This is a genomic window from uncultured Turicimonas sp. (assembly GCF_902477955.1).
Taxonomy (GTDB): domain Bacteria; phylum Pseudomonadota; class Gammaproteobacteria; order Burkholderiales; family Burkholderiaceae_F; genus Turicimonas.
Map to the genome: position 1 here is coordinate 1 of NZ_CABSJB010000053.1, position 14469 is coordinate 14469.

Sequence of the window (14469 nt, forward strand, 5' to 3'; positions counted from 1 at the left end):
AATCTGACCCAAACTCAGGCAGATGATTTGAAGAAAGAATTCAAATCAAAGTTTGGATCCGCAACTACGCTTGAGTTCCAAGGCACTATAGCCGGCGTTTCACATGATGATAAATTGAATGTTGCCAAAGTCAATGAACTTTATGACAACGTGGAGTCCTTAAGAGACGTCACAATCATTAGTCACAATCTGGAAGGTGAAGGAAAAGACGTTGAAATTGGAGAAAACGGAGTTAAGCACTCCGCCGGTTTCAAAGGCGTAAATGAAGCAGCTTCAATTACAGTAAAAGACGGCAAAACTTTAGAGTTAGTCGGAGAAAAGGATAACTCTAATTTCTTAATCACGGCTGTCAATACAGTTGTAGAAGGTTTTTCTAAACTGATTCTCGGCTCTAAAGGCTTGGAAGGTACATATTCCGGAAAGACGGCGGCAATTCAACTTACTGACACAAACGCAGCCTTGCTGGTTAAAGCCGGACTCTACGAAGTTGACAGCGTTACAGGAGAAGGTTACGTTGCAGTTGACAACGAGGCGGTTCTTGCTCTTCAAGGCGGCTCTCAGAGCGGAAAGGTAGATGTCAAAGGACAATTGGATGTCAAAGGTGATGCAAAACTAGGACATGCTGAACTTGCTGAGGGTTCGGTTCTAAACAATTCAGCAAATCTTCATCTGGCTTCCATTGATTCCTCTGCCGGAGCAGTCTACAACCAGACTGCCGGCTCTCTTCAATCTGATTCAGGGTGGTTTGACAACGCCACTTTGAATATCAGCGGAGGAAAACTCGACGGCTCTCTGATTAAAGACGCCGAAGGCAACGCTGCCGGGCTGGGTAATAACACTATTAATATCAGCGGGAGCGGAAAGAATCCGATCATTACAACTACTGCCCCTGCAGAAAGTAAAAAGCATTGGAAAGATAACTTGACGGTTGTCTATACACCTGAGCTTACAAGTGAGACGACGGTTAATGTCTACGAAGGCGGTGTTCTTCAAGCCGACAAACTCAATTTCGACGGTACAACTGAAAATTCTGTCGTATTGGCCGGCGGTGCGCTGGAAACAAAACTTGATCAAGTATTCAATGATGTTAAACGGGATATTTTGACGCTTGACGGAACTGATTCCAGCGGTCAGATTGGTGTTCCTACCCAAGTGCTCGGCGCAACAAGCGTTGGGGCCATGAAGGAAGAAGTAAAAAATGCTGTTTATGGGCACAGCGGACTCGTCGTTTTCAATGACGAATATCTAAAGATGTCCGGCGTTATTGATGCTATGCAGCATTTTGTAGCGAGTGCTGAAAATCCCGGAGTAATTGATCCCGATAATCCTTATACGCCCGGAGACACTTCTTCTGGTGTGTACTTAGCTTTCACAGGCCAAGTTGACGGAAAATTAACTGTTGACTTAGCTAACCAGTTCGATTCGGAGCAGAGCAGCGGAGATCTCGCCGGAGTGGTGTTAAGCCATACTGTTCTGTACAACGAATCAGCAAACGATCCTAATAAATTAAACCATAATTTGGTTATCGGCTTTAATGAGCACAATCATCCGAATGCAAACGTCATTGATGTAAACCAGGGTATTGGTTTTCTAAGTGTTGACGGTGCCGATCAAGTTCATATTGAAGAAGGCAAGGAGTTTGTGCTCGTCGGTCATCACGATGATGACGATATCAGAACTGATGAAGACAGAAACAACGTTCATAGTGTCCCTGACAGTGTTTTATTCAACGAGAAGACTGCATTAATTAAAAATGACAACAATGACGGAGGTCATGTTGAAGTTTCCGGAAAATTTACCTACGGAAGCTTCGCAGCCCATACCCCGACAATCGGCTGGATTGGCTCACTGCTCATCCATGACTCAGGCACTGTAGAGGCCAAGAATGGTGAGTATGCTGTTTGGGATATTGAAAACAACGGCAAGATTCACATCAATAAAGGCTCTATTCTTCATTCGCACAATTACACCGGCACCGGAGATTGGCTCAACGAAGGTCAAATCTGGTTAGGTAACTCTCATTCCGGACAAGTTGCCGATAAAGACCATATTCCATTTGAGATTAAAGGTAAGTTTGAAAATGCAGAAGGAGCAATTTTCAGTTCTGCTAATAAAACTAACCTTATTGTCAGCAATGAACTTTTGAACAAAGGTTCTGGGCTTTATTCTGTACTTACCATTGCTGAAAACGGAGTTTCTGTTAATAAGGGAGAAGAAAGCGGAAAAGCCATTGAGGTTCAAACCGGAGGAAAACACGTCAACGACGGCTCCTCTTTCTTTAAGAAAGTCAGTGTTTCCGGTCTTATTCAAAACTTTAAAGATTTTGTGATTGGAGCTGACTCTTCGACGTCAACTTTGGCTGAAGCAGATGCCGATACAGATGAGAAGGCTTTTGAAGTTGCAGCCGGAGGACGTTTTGAAAACAAAGGTAACTTAACTGCTAGCTCCATTCAAACCTCTCAGATCGCCGGAGAGCTCGACAATACCGGGGTGGCAAATTACAACGATATGGTAATTGCAGATACCGGTTCTTCTACTACAGCAAATTATGAAAAAGGAGAATGGCTGACAGTTCACGGTTCTCATCAAAACTCTAAAGTCTCCATCTGGAACAGGATTGATGTCGGCCAGAGCGGTAAACAGGAAAATTCCGGATCTTTGGAAATAGCTGACGGCTTTAATGTTGCCGGAGAGTTTGTTAATACCAAGACAGGCACACTCGATGCTTCAAAAGTCGGAAATACTGAAGTAAGCGGAACTCTTACAAATGACGGCCAAGCTCAGTACAAAGACATGACTGTGCAAAACGGCGGCAGCTCTATTAATACCGGCTACGAAAAAGGAGAGTGGCTCAAGATTGAAGACGGAGGCAAGCACGCTAACTCCGGCGTTTCTATCTGGAACCAGCTTGCTGTTGACGGTGAGCTGCACAATGAGAAAGACGGCAGGCTTGATGCAACGAAAGTAGAAAACACTGAAGTCACCGGTGCTCTTACCAATGACGGCACGGCCAACTACGATGATATGACTATCAAAGACGGCGGTCTCTCAGACAATAAAGGCTATGAAAAAGGAGATATCAAAACTGTAGGGCCGGACGGCACCCATAAGAATTCAGGCACCTCGATTTGGAATGAAGTCAAAATTGCCGGCGGTGACTTTGAAAATACCGGCATAACCAATACGGATAAGCTCACCATCGACGACGGAAAAGTTGAAGTCGGATCCGGTGAACTAAATGCTAAAGATACCGATCTTAACGGCGGAGATTTAGTCATCGGCAATGACAAGCCATTGGCTGAAGAAAATAAAGCTCAAGTCGAATTCAGAACCGATAAACCAATTGATACGAATATTTATGTCAAGAATAACGGTGATTTGGGCTTAGGTGAAGACGCACTGGAGTTTGCAGATGTTGTCAGTGCTCTTCGTATTCCTGATGTCCCAAGCCGCCTGGTTGTTACCGAGCAGGTTGTTACCGGGCCGGGAGGAGGCATTGCTGTTGGTCCGGAAGTCTGGACAGATGAAGACAATCATGTCCAAATCGGCAACGGTGACTTGTATTTTGCAGACGGCAGCTACACTGTGATCAAAGCTGAAGCGGCTGCAAATTCACCGATATTTACTACAAAGAGCGATATCGCCAAAGTGACTGTGGAGCCGGGAGCAACTTTAGTCTTAGGAGACCTGCAGGAGCCCGGAGACTACTCAATTGTCAGCGGTTTTGTCACTTCAGGCAATGAAGATGAAACCGGCTGGATCGGAGGCTGGATAGCAAAAGATAATCTTTATGCACTTGCGCAGCAGGGTACGGGTCTTGAGTGGATTCTGACCCTGCATCATGATCCAGCGAATATTTGGGTCAATGCTCAGTTAGCAGATGTCAGGACCCTTTATCCGGATATTGTTATACCGAATAACGTTAACAAAGCGTTAAACGGTCCTTGTTCCGGAGGAGCTGACGAGCAGCTCATCTGCAAGATTCTCAAGGATAAGACAGCCGGCAGGGATATTAAGACTAAGCTGCTTAATTCCGTGGTCATGATTGGTCAGGCATCGGGTGCTTTGTCTATTACTAATGACTTGGCAGACAGTGCAACCGATTCTGTTGAAAAACACCTTTCTTTCAGAGATTACGGTTATGCCAACGGCGTGCTGAAAGATTATTCCGGATTGCATTTGTGGGCGGATTTGTTAGGAACCCGTCTGAGGACAAATGATTTGGATGGTGCGGGCAACATGAACGGCGGCTTCAGAGCTTATTCGGGAGGATTTGTTATCGGAGCAGATCATCAGTTCGAGGCTATGCCTGATGTACGTGCAGGTTTAGCGTTCTCCTTCCAGAAGGGTAAAGCAGACTCTCTTGGAGATTATGTCGCAACACGGAACAAATTCAATCAGTGGATGGTCCATGGCTATGTTGCTAAGGACTTTGGCAACGATCTGAACTGGATTAGCTCAATCAATGTCGGCCAGAACATAAGTAAAGCTTCGCAGTCACTGCCTTTGTGGTCGGGTTTTGACCGCTCGGAGGCACGTATTAAAAATACAGTTGCCAACGTTGCAACAAAACTTGAGAAAAACATTCAGGTCTCTGAAAACGTTCATATCGTTCCTCACGCCGGCCTTCGCTGGATGAGAACTCATACACAGGGATACACCACGAAACTTAACGGTCAAAGTGCCTTCCGTTACGGCAGAACTTCCACGAATTTGCTTCAGGTTCCCCTTGGTGTCGGTGTTGAAGCACAAGCTTCTTTCGGAGACTGGAGAATTCGCCCTCAAGCTGATTTGACTCTTGTTTACAGCATCGGAAACCTTAAAAACTCTACAACGGTTTCAGGGGTTACTGTCGGAGAACTCGATTCTATGTCCAATCAATTTGCCGGAAGGTTCTCCTCAAAACTTCAGGCCGGAGTGCAGGTTGAAAGAAAAGGCGTTTCCGGAGGACTTCAATTCGGTTTGACAAAAGGCTCTGCGGGCAAGCTTGATGCAGCAGTCAAGCTCGAAGGGAGATACAGATTCTAAGGAGAAAGGCAGGGATCTACCCTGCCTATTGAAGCTTAATTATGACGTTGAATTATTTTTCCTCTGAATTGCCTTGCTCTTTACGCATGTGTTCAATCAACTCGACAGCAGATTCGTCAGTTGTCAGCTCTGTTTTTTCGGCTTCCCCTTTCATATCTTTTTGCAAAGAATTCATGGCAAAAAGCATGGAGTTAGCTATGCGAATAGATTTCTTTTCTACTGTTGAGCTTTCCTTATGCACGGGATTTTTAACGATCTCGCCAAAAACTTCTGTGGTTGAATACACACGTCCAGCCTTTGCATCTTTAATTGCTTGTTTCAAACGTTTTGCAATCAACTCTTTTTCTTTCAAAGAGTGTTGTTTCAAATCAGTGTTCAAACAAAGCCTCCACTTTGTCAAGAACTTCTTGAATAATGAAGTCAGGTACCTTTTCACAAAATTTTCCGTTGCGTGCAGCAAGATCAAGCGTTCTCGGTTGGTCGCAGCGTACAACACCAGTGGTTTCAAGTCCTGCTCCCATAAGAGTTACGGCAAAACCGTTGTCTCTGGCAAAACCTGCACCATTAGAAATGGGAAGTACAACCTGAGTTTGCGTAACGGCGTTGAAGCGGTCGGAAGAAACAACCAAAATTGGTCTTGTTCCTTGCTGCTCCCTTCCCTGAACGGGGTCAAGGCAGACTCGGTAGATGTCTCCTCTGCATATCTTTTTCATAAAAGTTCCTTGCCCTGCGGAGCGGAGTTAAGCCATTGTTCATCTTCCAAGGTGCGGCTAGTTTTGGATGCTTCAAATTTGTCTAACAAATCATCTAGCTTTGTTTTTTTTCTCACCGTCTTTAAGGCTTTGAGGATGACCTTACCGTCTTCTACTTCCCACGTAAGTTCATCCCCGATTTCTAGTTTCAAAAAATTACTAATGAAAGAAGGAACGGTTGTAATTGCAGAGCCCCCGGCTCTTCTCAATGTCGTTGTAGTCATGGGCACCTCCCTTAATAAGTTATATAAAAGTATAACTGAAAAGTTAAGAACTATGTACCCGGACGTATTAATGGAAAAGGAAGTCAATTGAGTTACGAAAAAATGACACGTGAGGCTTCGGATTACCGAGAGATAGCAGAAGATATGCTCGCAGCAGGACTGACTTGTATGCAGGTTTCACAAATTCTTCCGGTTAAGAGAAGAACGGTTATTGACTGGGGGCATTTGAAAACTCACGGGAGAAAAGAGAATTTTCTGGAGAGAATGGGACTCGAACGTGAGGCGTTTAAACCCATAGTCGTTGCATTTATCGGTTCCGGCTGGGGCTACAGGAGTCTTTCCAAATTCCTTGACTTAAATCTGTGGTTCGTCAGAGATGTGGCAAGAGACTATCGAAGAGGAACTCTTAAAGGAGGTCACGATGCCTAACGAAAGTTCCACAGGCTTCAGTCTTCGTCAGTTCACGAAGATCCTAGCCGGAGGTTTGATTTTAGTTGCCTCAGCAAGTGCAGCCGCAGACGACTTCGAATTGCTTGCCAAACGGTGCGCTCCAACGGTGGCAGTCGACACACTGCGTGCCTTAGTCAAAACAGAATCGGACTTCAATCCATACGCTATAGGAGTGGTCGGAGGTTCAGTTGTTCAACCTAAAGCGTTTCATGAAGCCATGAGCACGATAGCCAAACTTGAGTTATCAGGGGCTAATTATTCAGTTGGACTAGCGCAAATCAATAAAAAGAACTTTTCGAAGTATGGGTTGGACGCTGCTCAAGCATTGGATGCCTGTACGAATTTAAAGGCTGCTTCAAAGATTTTAGGTGCGTGTTACGCCAAAGCGCAAAGAGAGGGAGCCAGAGGCCAGCAAGCTTTGCATGATGCATTGTCTTGTTATTACTCGGGAAACTTTAAAACCGGCTATGACCATGGTTATGTCAACAAAGTAAGAACTTCTGCCGGGCTCCAAGCGCAAGTGCCCTCTATTACAGCACCAGAACAAAAGAATTTGCCGGAAGAAAACACTTCCAGGCCTTTGATTTCCTCGTCATCACAGCAGACGAGGGGACTTATTTTTTAACTTTCCTAAAGGAGATATTTATATGAAATTTATCAGCAAACTTCAAGCCCCCGCATTCCTTTCTCTGTTCTTAATTGCTGCCTTTGCAGATCCTGCACTGGCGGCAGCAGGAACTCAGAGCGTCAACAATCTTTTTCAGACGATTTTAAATGTGCTGCAGGGAGTTTCTCTTGTAGTAGTGACCATTGCTATTTTGTGGGCAGGCTACAAGATGATTTTTACAGCAGCTACTATCCAGCACGTTGCCGGCCCCTTCTTAGGAGCTATTGTCGTGGCAGCTGCTCCTTGGCTTGCAGAGCTTCTTGTGGGTTAGGTCTATGGATTTGCAAGCTCCTTTGTTTAAGGGTGCGACGAGGACACCGTGTGTTTTCGGTGTCCCGATCAAAGCCTTTGTCGCCAATATCGGACTTTTCTCTCTGCTTGGGCTCTGGGTTTGGGTGCCCCTGCTGCTTCTGTGCGTACCTTTGCATTTTTATCTCAAGTCTGTTGCAGATAAAGACGATCAAATTTTTCAGCAAATTCTTGATCGTCTTCCGCTGGCTAACGGAGCCAACAAGAACTACCAAGAGGGAATTGTTTCGTTTTCCCCGAAACAAAAAGCCGACTGTGTTTGTGTTTTGAATGACCTACAGAAAAAGGAGTAAACGGCAGTGTTCTCAGAAAAACAGTCTAAAGAAAAACAAGAAAAGTCTTTATCTGCCTATTTGCCTTATTCGGCAGTGATTGCGCCAGGAATTGTGATCTGCAAAGAAGGAGATCTTGTCGCAACGGTAAAAATTTCCGGGAAGGTCTTTGAAGCTGTAAGCAACGAAGATCTACAAAGAGATGCAGAGCGTCAGAACAACTTTTTGAAAGTGATGGCCGGTGCCTCTCAAACCGATGAAATATCCATCAAAGTTCATCGGATTAGAAGAGTAATCCATGATGAACTGTCGGCTCCTACCGATCCCAGAACTGATTTTGTAAACAGATTCATTTCTGAGTACAACAGGAACGTTTCCGACGGTAATTTAATGGCAACAGAGCTTTATGTAACGTTAGTCAGTCATAAAGCAAATCCTCTTAGCATCTTTACGCTTTTCGGAGGAGATAAAAGAAAACCGGAAGAAATTAAAGAAGAACTAGACCAAAGAATTGAGGACTTCAAAAAAGTTTTCTTAGCTCTTTACGAGTCCCTGCAGGACTATGAGCCGGTTATTCTTTCCGAGTATGCGGAAAACGGCATCACTTACTCTAATCAGTTAAGTTTTTACAACTATCTGATTACCGGCCAATGGCAGAAAATCAGAGTCCCTTCGATGCCTTTGGATGAAGCCTTGGGCAATGTTCAGATATTCGTCGGAAGCGACACAATTGAATTTCAAACTGCTCTTGAAAACAGTTATGCTCAGTCTATAGAGCTCAAAGATTATCCCTTGGCAACCTTCTCAAGAATCTTAGACGGACTGCTTTACAACAGTAATTTCGACCAGAGTCCTTATCCGTTTATTGAAACTCAGACCTTTACAGCCATGAGCAAACAAAAAGGTCTGACTGTTCTGAAGCGGCAGCAGAATCAATTGAACAATGCTGAAGATGACGGCTTAAGTCAGATTAGGCTTCTTTCGATAGCCCGTGATATGGTCGCAAACGGTGAGATTGTTGTCGGTGAATACTGCTATTCGCTTTTCGTTTTCGGAGATAAAGAAAAGGTTTATAAAAACGCCAACGATGCCGTAAAGAAACTGCAAGACGCAGGATTTCTGCCAGTGAAGTCTACTTTAGCTTTACCGACAAGTTATCTGCATCAAATCCCCGGATGCAAACAACGTCCGAGAGTCGCAAGAATTACGAGCATGAACTTTGCTCACTTGGCAGCGTTTCACAATTTCCCGTGCGGAAAAAGAGACCGTAACCCGTGGGGAGAGGCTGTAACTCTGATGAGAATGCCCTCGAATCAGCCCTACTACTTTAATTTTCATTACACGGATGCAAAGGCGGATTCTTTCGGAGAAGTCCCGCTAGGCAACACTTCTATCATCGGAGCATCTGGAGCTGGTAAAACTGTTCTTCTGAATTTCCTATTGTTTTGTGCGCAGAAATATAGAACTGCAGAACATAAGCTCTCAGTCATTTTGTTTGACAAGGATAAAGGCGCAGAACTTGCCATTCGAGCTATGGGAGGCGGCTATCTCACAATTGAAAACGGCGCTCCTTCCGGGATTAATCCGTTTCAGCTGGAGCCGACACAAGCAAATATTCAGTTTTTAATCGGTTGGACCAAGCGGCTTTTAGCCCGAGACGGACTGCCGATTGATCCGATGGATGAAGACCGAATTGCTCAAGCCGTGACAACGGTTATGAGTCTTCCCAAAGAAGACAGACGGTTAGCTTACTTATCTCAGCTTTTTCAACAAGGAGATACTGCAGCGGCTGCCAGAACATCATTGAAATTGAGGCTCAAAAAATGGATTCTCGACGGCCCTCTGGCTTGGTGCTTTGACAACGAAGAGAACACTTTAGATCTAAACGAGTATTCGAATTTCGGCATTGACGGAACCGATTTTCTGGAAAATGCCGAATGCCGTGGGGCATTTACAGAACTGATCCTGCATCTTATCGAAACACAGGTTATGAAGGATAAGAGACGCACCATTATTGTCATGGATGAGTTTTGGAAGTATTTGGCCGATCCTGTTACGGCAAAGTATGCCTTCGACAAACTGAAAACAATCCGTAAACAAAACGGCATCTTTGTCTTTGCTACGCAGTCTCCGGAAGATGTGCTTAAAAACGAGAGAGGCAGTGCATTTATTGATAACAGTGCAACAAAGATTTATCTGCCGAATCCCTATGCCAAAGAAAGCGATTATGTAGAGGGCTTCAAGACAACTAAAGATGAGTTTTCCATTATCAAAAAGATGGATACGCAAAGCCGCCTTGCTGTCATCAAGCAGGGGCCAGTCTCTGTGCTTGTAAGACTGGATCTCGGACCTTTTAAAAAAGCTCTGAAAATTCTGTCCGGCAATGCCGGCTCTGTTCAGTTCGCAGAAAAATTGTTCAATCTTGTGGGAGAAGAACCTAACGAGTGGATTCCTTACTTCTTAGGGGAAAAGTCACTGCCTCAAGAGGAAGGTGCGGCATGAAGAAAGCGACTCAATCAAGGCCTCAAAGAGAATTGTTTTTGCAAATGAGAGGGAAGATCCATCCGAGAACTCAGGATACGGACAATATCAACAGTTTTACTTTTTTCATCAATGACAAAAATGACCTGCCAGGGGTCAAGGATCAGAGTTCTGAACTCAATGCCTTGGAACTTCTCCTTGGTAAGAAAACATTTACACCTGTAAGGAAACTGCTTAAGAGACTCTATGCCTTCCAGAATTCTATTGCGTTGGCGTTCTGCGGTGATGGGGACAGCACAGTCGACGGCCAAATAAGTAGTGAGCTTTACAAGATCCTCACGGGCTTTTTTGGAAATAGTTACTTTGTAGCACATTTTCTTAAAATGCGGTCAGTGTCTTTCCTGACATCTTCTAAAGAAAATGTCTCTTCGGTTTTCAGGGAGTTATATCCTTCCAAGACTTCTGAAACCAATTGCTCTTCGGTCATCAGAGCTGGAATTAATGGCTCGTTTTTAGATTTCAGATCGAAGGGCAATCTTTGTTCTGCAATTGATCGAATCAGAAATAGTCTGACTGCCTCAGAAAGACTCATGCCTAATTCTTCAAATAAAGCAGCTGCATTTTGCTTTATATCTTCTGAGACTCGGACTTTAAGAAAAGTATTCGAATTAACCGCTAACAATTGTATTCCTCCTATTTGTGTCCACAGTGTACACCTAAATAACCCGCTTCTGAGAAGAACTACCTTTTCTTTACTTCTTTTGGTTTCGTTGGTTAAAAAACAAAGGTTAAAGGGGGAACAAAGGTTAAAGGGGGCAGAAAACTACTGTATAGGAGAACCACAGTTTTATTGCTCGGAGTCCTCAAAAGAAGCTTTCTGCTGCCTTGAAAGGAGTTGTTCCTAGACAACGGGGATGTAACTTTCAGTTGGATAAGAACCCCAAAAAATGACAGTAATTAGTTATCCAAGGAGAAAATAATGAAAATCAAAAAAAGAAAATTTGTAATTTCTCTGGCTTTCTGTCTGAGCTTAGGTTTGGGCAGTCAGGTTTTTGCCTCCGGCATCCCGACAGTGGATGTGAGTGCAATTACTCAGGCTGTTTTGCAGCTTCAGCAGCTTCAGCAAGCCTATCAGACGCAGCTTCAACAGTACAACACAGCAGTTAACCAGCTGAAAAATTTCACCGGAAACAGAGGCTTCGGCACGCTTAAGTACGATCTGAATCTGAGAAATTTGATTCCTCAAGATGTTCAATCAAGACTTAATTCCATTCTCAAAGGAAGCGGAAGTCTGAGCAATCTCGGAAAGCAATTTTTTGATAAGTTTGATTTAGGAAAGGCTTGTGAGAATCTCGAAGGAGAACCTAAGGAGTATTGCCTTCGCTCTCAAAACTATAAAGCCGAGACTGCGGCAGCCTTACAGCAAGGACAGAATACCGTCGCTCAAAGACTTCAGAACATTGAATCACTGATGTCGAAAATCAATGAGGCAGAAGACGCTAAAGCCATTGCAGATTTATCAGCTCGAATTCAAGCCGAACAAGTAGCTTTAAACGCTTCGCAGTTTGCGGCGCAGTTTCAGCAGGCTCAGATGGCGCAACAATCCAAGGCTCTGGAAGATGCCGCAAAGAAAAAAGCCTTTCAAGAGATGTTCCCTCCGATTACCGAGGCGGATTTAGACAATCTTTTAGCTCCCGTTAATAAACCGAAGAAGAGAAATTGATATGGCAGCCGGCGTTTTTGAGGCCTTCGGAGATCAGGTAAGAAGCATGATTCAGCGATTTGCTGAATCTGTATCGGCGTCAATCATCACCGATATCTTGCCGATAGTGAGCTCTGCAATTTTGATTTTCTTTCTTGTGCGGGCATGGCAAATCAGCAGCGGACGAGTCGAGGGATCAATTGCAGGTTTGGCGGAGAGCTGCGCAAAGATCACCGTCGTTTCCATGTTTGCGCTTAATGCGGCAATGTTTGCGGAATACATCATCCCTGCGGTTTACGGGGTGGAGTCGATGCTTCTTTCGGCGGTTTCTCGGGCTGTAGACGGGACGGCCTCAGTAACTTCAGCGTGGGGAGCTTGCGATTTAACGTGGAAGATATTTATGCGTGGTTTTACAGCCATTCGGGGGGTGTGGGAGAAAACAGGACTTGGGATGTTCGGTGAGAACATTGGGATTGTCCTTTTTATCATGGTGCTCATGCTCATCATGTTTGTGGTTTGTGCTTACTTCATGATTTTTGCTGTCGGCTATCTGCTGCTCTATGAAATCTTCATTGTTATGGGATTGGCCTTCGGCCCGATGTTCATTGCTTGTCTGATGTTTCAATCAACCCGGTCTTGGTTTGACGGGTGGCTGCGTGCGATGATTTGCTGGGTATTTACTTTAGTTGCTATCGCTTCAACCCTTCTCCTAATTAATGGCATATTTAGTGAAAATATTCTAGATATTTCTCAAGCAGCCATTAAGGCTCAGGCCGGAAAGAATTTTTCCGCTTTGTTTATTAAGTTGGCCATATTTACCGTCGTTGTCTTTTCTATCGCTACGGTTGTTAAGTCGATTCCGTCGTTTGCCGCTGGTCTAACCGGAGGCGTGGCTTTGCAGGCTGCTTCAATGGCCGGAATGTTCAGCGGCATAGGACATACTGTAGCTGCCTTTATGGGAGGCGGGATGCTTGGATACGGAGCTGCCCGCGGTAATGAAGAGATTAGAGAAAGAGCAAAAAACATTCTTGGCGGAAGCGGATTAAATCAAACAGGTGCTTTTGCAGCATCCTCATTAGGTTACACGTTAGGGGCTGGTATGAACTTTTTCGCCGGCAAAGATGCAGCGGCTGATTCCGGCAGCCACACGCCTTCCGGCGGTTCTATGGCTCAAAGTCCCGCAGAAGCTCAAACTGCAGCACAAAACGCCATGAGAGTTGGGGCAAATTATGCCTCCGGCAGTTCTTCAATTTCTCCAGGCTACTCAAGCAGTCCAGCAGCGTCTGCTCCGGCCGGCTCTTCCCCTTCGGGCAGTGCCGCTCCTATTACTTCAAACGCTTCTACGGCACAGAGTTCCGGCACAACAACTTTTGGCGGACAGAGTTCTGCAAGTTCCGTTCAAAGTGTTTCTCAATCTCAGAGTATTCCAGACAGTGAATTCGGTTGGGACAGAAGTCAGTTTGACTCCAGAGGAGTTTTCGGAGGCACTCCGGGAAACATAAATATGAATCAACCGCCATCTTCTACCGAGACGATCTCTGCTGCAGAGACTGCAGCTAAAGAGGAAGCGGTGGCGGCCGAAAACCAACGAAAAGCCGAAGAAATCCTAAAAAGGAATAAAAAATGAATAAAAAATTACTAATTCTTTTGACAGCGGTAAGCGTGCTTACTCTTTCCGGGTGCGGTGCTCCAAAAGCTCCGCAGCCTTCAGGACAGAAAGTCTCTGTGGTTGAGTTTGCTAAGCAGAGAGAAGCAGTCCGTAAAGAAAAAGTTTCGCAAGCAAAGCAAGATGCGGCAACAAGAAACTTCAGTTTTGAGAGCGAAAACGATCCGAGACAAGGGAGATGAAGTTGTTCAAGTTCCAGTTTGATCCCAAAAATGAGTTGCAAGCTTATTTAACTTTCTCCTCTCCTTTGGCAGACAAAGATTCCCATTGCTTGTACTCGTTTTCGAATAAATGCCGAATCTTCTCATGTTCTTCTAAGAGGATGCCTAAATCATATTTTTTGATTTTCAGCTTTCTTTTGGCAACACCGTTATCAGAGAGATTCTCAAGCTTTTTGGGGTCGGCAACAGGCATTCTGGCTCCCTTAACAATTACCTTTAAATCCTATACCAAGGAACAATATGTTTTTTAAGAAAAAACCAAAAAAAGACGTTCAGGAACATAAAGTTGTTTCTGAATCTTCCCCCGCAGACAAAAGCCCTGACGCCCAGGTAGAACAAGACAGCTACAACTATCAGGATGCCAGAGACTGGACAATCGAGAGAATGGCATTGAAAGAGAGGCAGGCCCGTCTTGGTTGGAGCGTCTCGGCATTGCTTATCGTCTTACTTTTGATTGTCAGTGCAGTTGCGGTTGTTATTGCTGTAAAAAAAGAGGCATATCCGTTTATTGTCGAATTAGATAAGTCCACCGGCACTACAAGAGTCATTGATCTGCGGGATCCACAAAACATTCCGGTCGACGAGATGATGGACAAATATTGGCTGAATTTATATACGTTAAGTCACGAAAGTTACGACTGGAGAACGTTGGAAAACGATCATGCTCGGGTCAGACAATATTTGTCAATCATCTCGT

16 protein-coding genes are annotated in these 14469 nt (G+C 44.6%); 10 read left to right on the top strand and 6 right to left on the bottom strand.

Annotated elements, in window-relative coordinates; genetic code table 11:
- Positions 1-27 precede the first annotated feature (27 nt).
- Entirely contained in the window at positions 28-5028 is a 5001-nt protein-coding gene (locus tag RDK53_RS11370) for an autotransporter outer membrane beta-barrel domain-containing protein (protein WP_308514958.1), read from the top strand.
- A 52-nt stretch (positions 5029-5080) separates the two neighbouring features.
- Here the strand turns inward: RDK53_RS11370 and RDK53_RS11375 are convergent, their stop codons facing one another.
- The 3 genes from RDK53_RS11375 to RDK53_RS11385 are packed head-to-tail and all read right to left on the bottom strand — an operon-like array spanning position 5081 to position 6004.
- Positions 5081-5380, bottom strand: coding sequence for a hypothetical protein (locus RDK53_RS11375; RefSeq protein WP_308514960.1), 300 nt, complete (start codon positions 5378-5380; stop codon positions 5081-5083).
- Between the two features lie 16 nt (positions 5381-5396).
- On the bottom strand, positions 5397-5741 hold the full coding sequence (locus RDK53_RS11380; protein WP_308514962.1) for a type II toxin-antitoxin system PemK/MazF family toxin: 345 nt from the start codon (positions 5739-5741) through the stop codon (positions 5397-5399).
- Positions 5738-6004 carry a hypothetical protein gene (locus RDK53_RS11385; RefSeq protein WP_308514964.1) on the bottom strand — a complete coding sequence of 89 codons (267 nt, stop codon included), beginning with the start codon at positions 6002-6004 and terminating at the stop codon, positions 5738-5740. Before RDK53_RS11385 ends, RDK53_RS11380 begins: the two co-directional genes overlap by 4 nt.
- An 87-nt stretch (positions 6005-6091) precedes the next feature.
- Between RDK53_RS11385 and RDK53_RS11390 the strand changes: the two genes are divergently transcribed.
- From RDK53_RS11390 to RDK53_RS11410, 5 genes are read left to right on the top strand one after another with little or no spacing between them, the layout of a single operon-like run.
- On the top strand, positions 6092-6433 hold the full coding sequence (locus tag RDK53_RS11390; RefSeq protein WP_308514966.1) for a hypothetical protein: 342 nt from the start codon (positions 6092-6094) through the stop codon (positions 6431-6433).
- Positions 6426-7079 carry a lytic transglycosylase domain-containing protein gene (locus RDK53_RS11395; RefSeq protein WP_308514968.1) on the top strand — a complete coding sequence of 218 codons (654 nt, stop codon included), beginning with the start codon at positions 6426-6428 and terminating at the stop codon, positions 7077-7079. The genes RDK53_RS11390 and RDK53_RS11395 overlap by 8 nt, the downstream gene beginning before the upstream one ends.
- A 22-nt stretch (positions 7080-7101) precedes the next feature.
- The gene (locus RDK53_RS11400; protein WP_308514970.1) at positions 7102-7392 is read left to right on the top strand and encodes a TrbC/VirB2 family protein; all 291 of its coding nucleotides are present in this window, start codon (positions 7102-7104) and stop codon (positions 7390-7392) included.
- A 4-nt stretch (positions 7393-7396) separates the two neighbouring features.
- Positions 7397-7723, top strand: a complete 327-nt coding sequence (locus RDK53_RS11405) for a VirB3 family type IV secretion system protein (protein ID WP_308514972.1) — start codon at positions 7397-7399, stop codon at positions 7721-7723.
- 6 nt (positions 7724-7729) lie between these two features.
- The gene (locus tag RDK53_RS11410) at positions 7730-10204 is read left to right on the top strand and encodes a VirB4 family type IV secretion/conjugal transfer ATPase (RefSeq protein WP_308514974.1); all 2475 of its coding nucleotides are present in this window, start codon (positions 7730-7732) and stop codon (positions 10202-10204) included.
- 14 nt (positions 10205-10218) lie between these two features.
- Here RDK53_RS11410 and RDK53_RS11415 read toward each other — a convergent pair whose 3' ends face one another.
- Both RDK53_RS11415 and RDK53_RS11420 read right to left on the bottom strand, forming a co-directional pair.
- Complete coding sequence (locus RDK53_RS11415; RefSeq protein WP_308514976.1) at positions 10219-10557, bottom strand: type II toxin-antitoxin system RelE/ParE family toxin; 339 nt, start codon at positions 10555-10557, stop codon at positions 10219-10221.
- Positions 10542-10865 carry a type II toxin-antitoxin system RelB/DinJ family antitoxin gene (locus tag RDK53_RS11420; protein ID WP_066593158.1) on the bottom strand — a complete coding sequence of 108 codons (324 nt, stop codon included), beginning with the start codon at positions 10863-10865 and terminating at the stop codon, positions 10542-10544. The genes RDK53_RS11415 and RDK53_RS11420 overlap by 16 nt, the downstream gene beginning before the upstream one ends.
- A 297-nt stretch (positions 10866-11162) precedes the next feature.
- Between RDK53_RS11420 and RDK53_RS11425 the strand changes: the two genes are divergently transcribed.
- From RDK53_RS11425 to RDK53_RS11435, 3 genes are read left to right on the top strand one after another with little or no spacing between them, the layout of a single operon-like run.
- The gene (locus RDK53_RS11425) at positions 11163-11906 is read left to right on the top strand and encodes a type IV secretion system protein (protein ID WP_308514979.1); all 744 of its coding nucleotides are present in this window, start codon (positions 11163-11165) and stop codon (positions 11904-11906) included.
- A 1-nt stretch (position 11907) separates the two neighbouring features.
- Positions 11908-13512, top strand: a complete 1605-nt coding sequence (locus RDK53_RS11430) for a type IV secretion system protein (RefSeq protein WP_308514981.1) — start codon at positions 11908-11910, stop codon at positions 13510-13512.
- On the top strand, positions 13509-13733 hold the full coding sequence (locus tag RDK53_RS11435; protein WP_308514983.1) for a hypothetical protein: 225 nt from the start codon (positions 13509-13511) through the stop codon (positions 13731-13733). The genes RDK53_RS11430 and RDK53_RS11435 overlap by 4 nt, the downstream gene beginning before the upstream one ends.
- A gap of 43 nt (positions 13734-13776) precedes the next feature.
- On the opposite strand, the gene RDK53_RS11440 is transcribed toward RDK53_RS11435, so the two are convergent.
- Positions 13777-13965, bottom strand: coding sequence for a hypothetical protein (locus RDK53_RS11440; RefSeq protein WP_308514985.1), 189 nt, complete (start codon positions 13963-13965; stop codon positions 13777-13779).
- Between the two features lie 47 nt (positions 13966-14012).
- Here RDK53_RS11440 and RDK53_RS11445 point away from each other — a divergent pair.
- A partial coding sequence (locus RDK53_RS11445; protein ID WP_308514987.1) for a VirB8/TrbF family protein occupies positions 14013-14469 on the top strand: 457 nt, incomplete at its 3' end.

Excerpts from the sequence above, each read along its gene's own strand:
- RDK53_RS11380 (WP_308514962.1), bottom strand. The coding sequence starts at position 5,741 with ATGAAAAAGATATGCAGAGGAGACATCTACCGAGTCTGCCTTGACCCC.
- RDK53_RS11385 (WP_308514964.1), bottom strand. The coding sequence starts at position 6,004 with ATGACTACAACGACATTGAGAAGAGCCGGGGGCTCTGCAATTACAACC.
- RDK53_RS11395 (WP_308514968.1), top strand. The coding sequence starts at position 6,426 with ATGCCTAACGAAAGTTCCACAGGCTTCAGTCTTCGTCAGTTCACGAAG.
- RDK53_RS11400 (WP_308514970.1), top strand. The coding sequence starts at position 7,102 with ATGAAATTTATCAGCAAACTTCAAGCCCCCGCATTCCTTTCTCTGTTC.
- RDK53_RS11405 (WP_308514972.1), top strand. The coding sequence starts at position 7,397 with ATGGATTTGCAAGCTCCTTTGTTTAAGGGTGCGACGAGGACACCGTGT.
- RDK53_RS11415 (WP_308514976.1), bottom strand. The coding sequence starts at position 10,557 with ATGTGCTACAAAGTAACTATTTCCAAAAAAGCCCGTGAGGATCTTGTA.
- RDK53_RS11425 (WP_308514979.1), top strand. The coding sequence starts at position 11,163 with ATGAAAATCAAAAAAAGAAAATTTGTAATTTCTCTGGCTTTCTGTCTG.
- RDK53_RS11430 (WP_308514981.1), top strand. The coding sequence starts at position 11,908 with ATGGCAGCCGGCGTTTTTGAGGCCTTCGGAGATCAGGTAAGAAGCATG.
- RDK53_RS11435 (WP_308514983.1), top strand. The coding sequence starts at position 13,509 with ATGAATAAAAAATTACTAATTCTTTTGACAGCGGTAAGCGTGCTTACT.
- RDK53_RS11440 (WP_308514985.1), bottom strand. The coding sequence starts at position 13,965 with ATGCCTGTTGCCGACCCCAAAAAGCTTGAGAATCTCTCTGATAACGGT.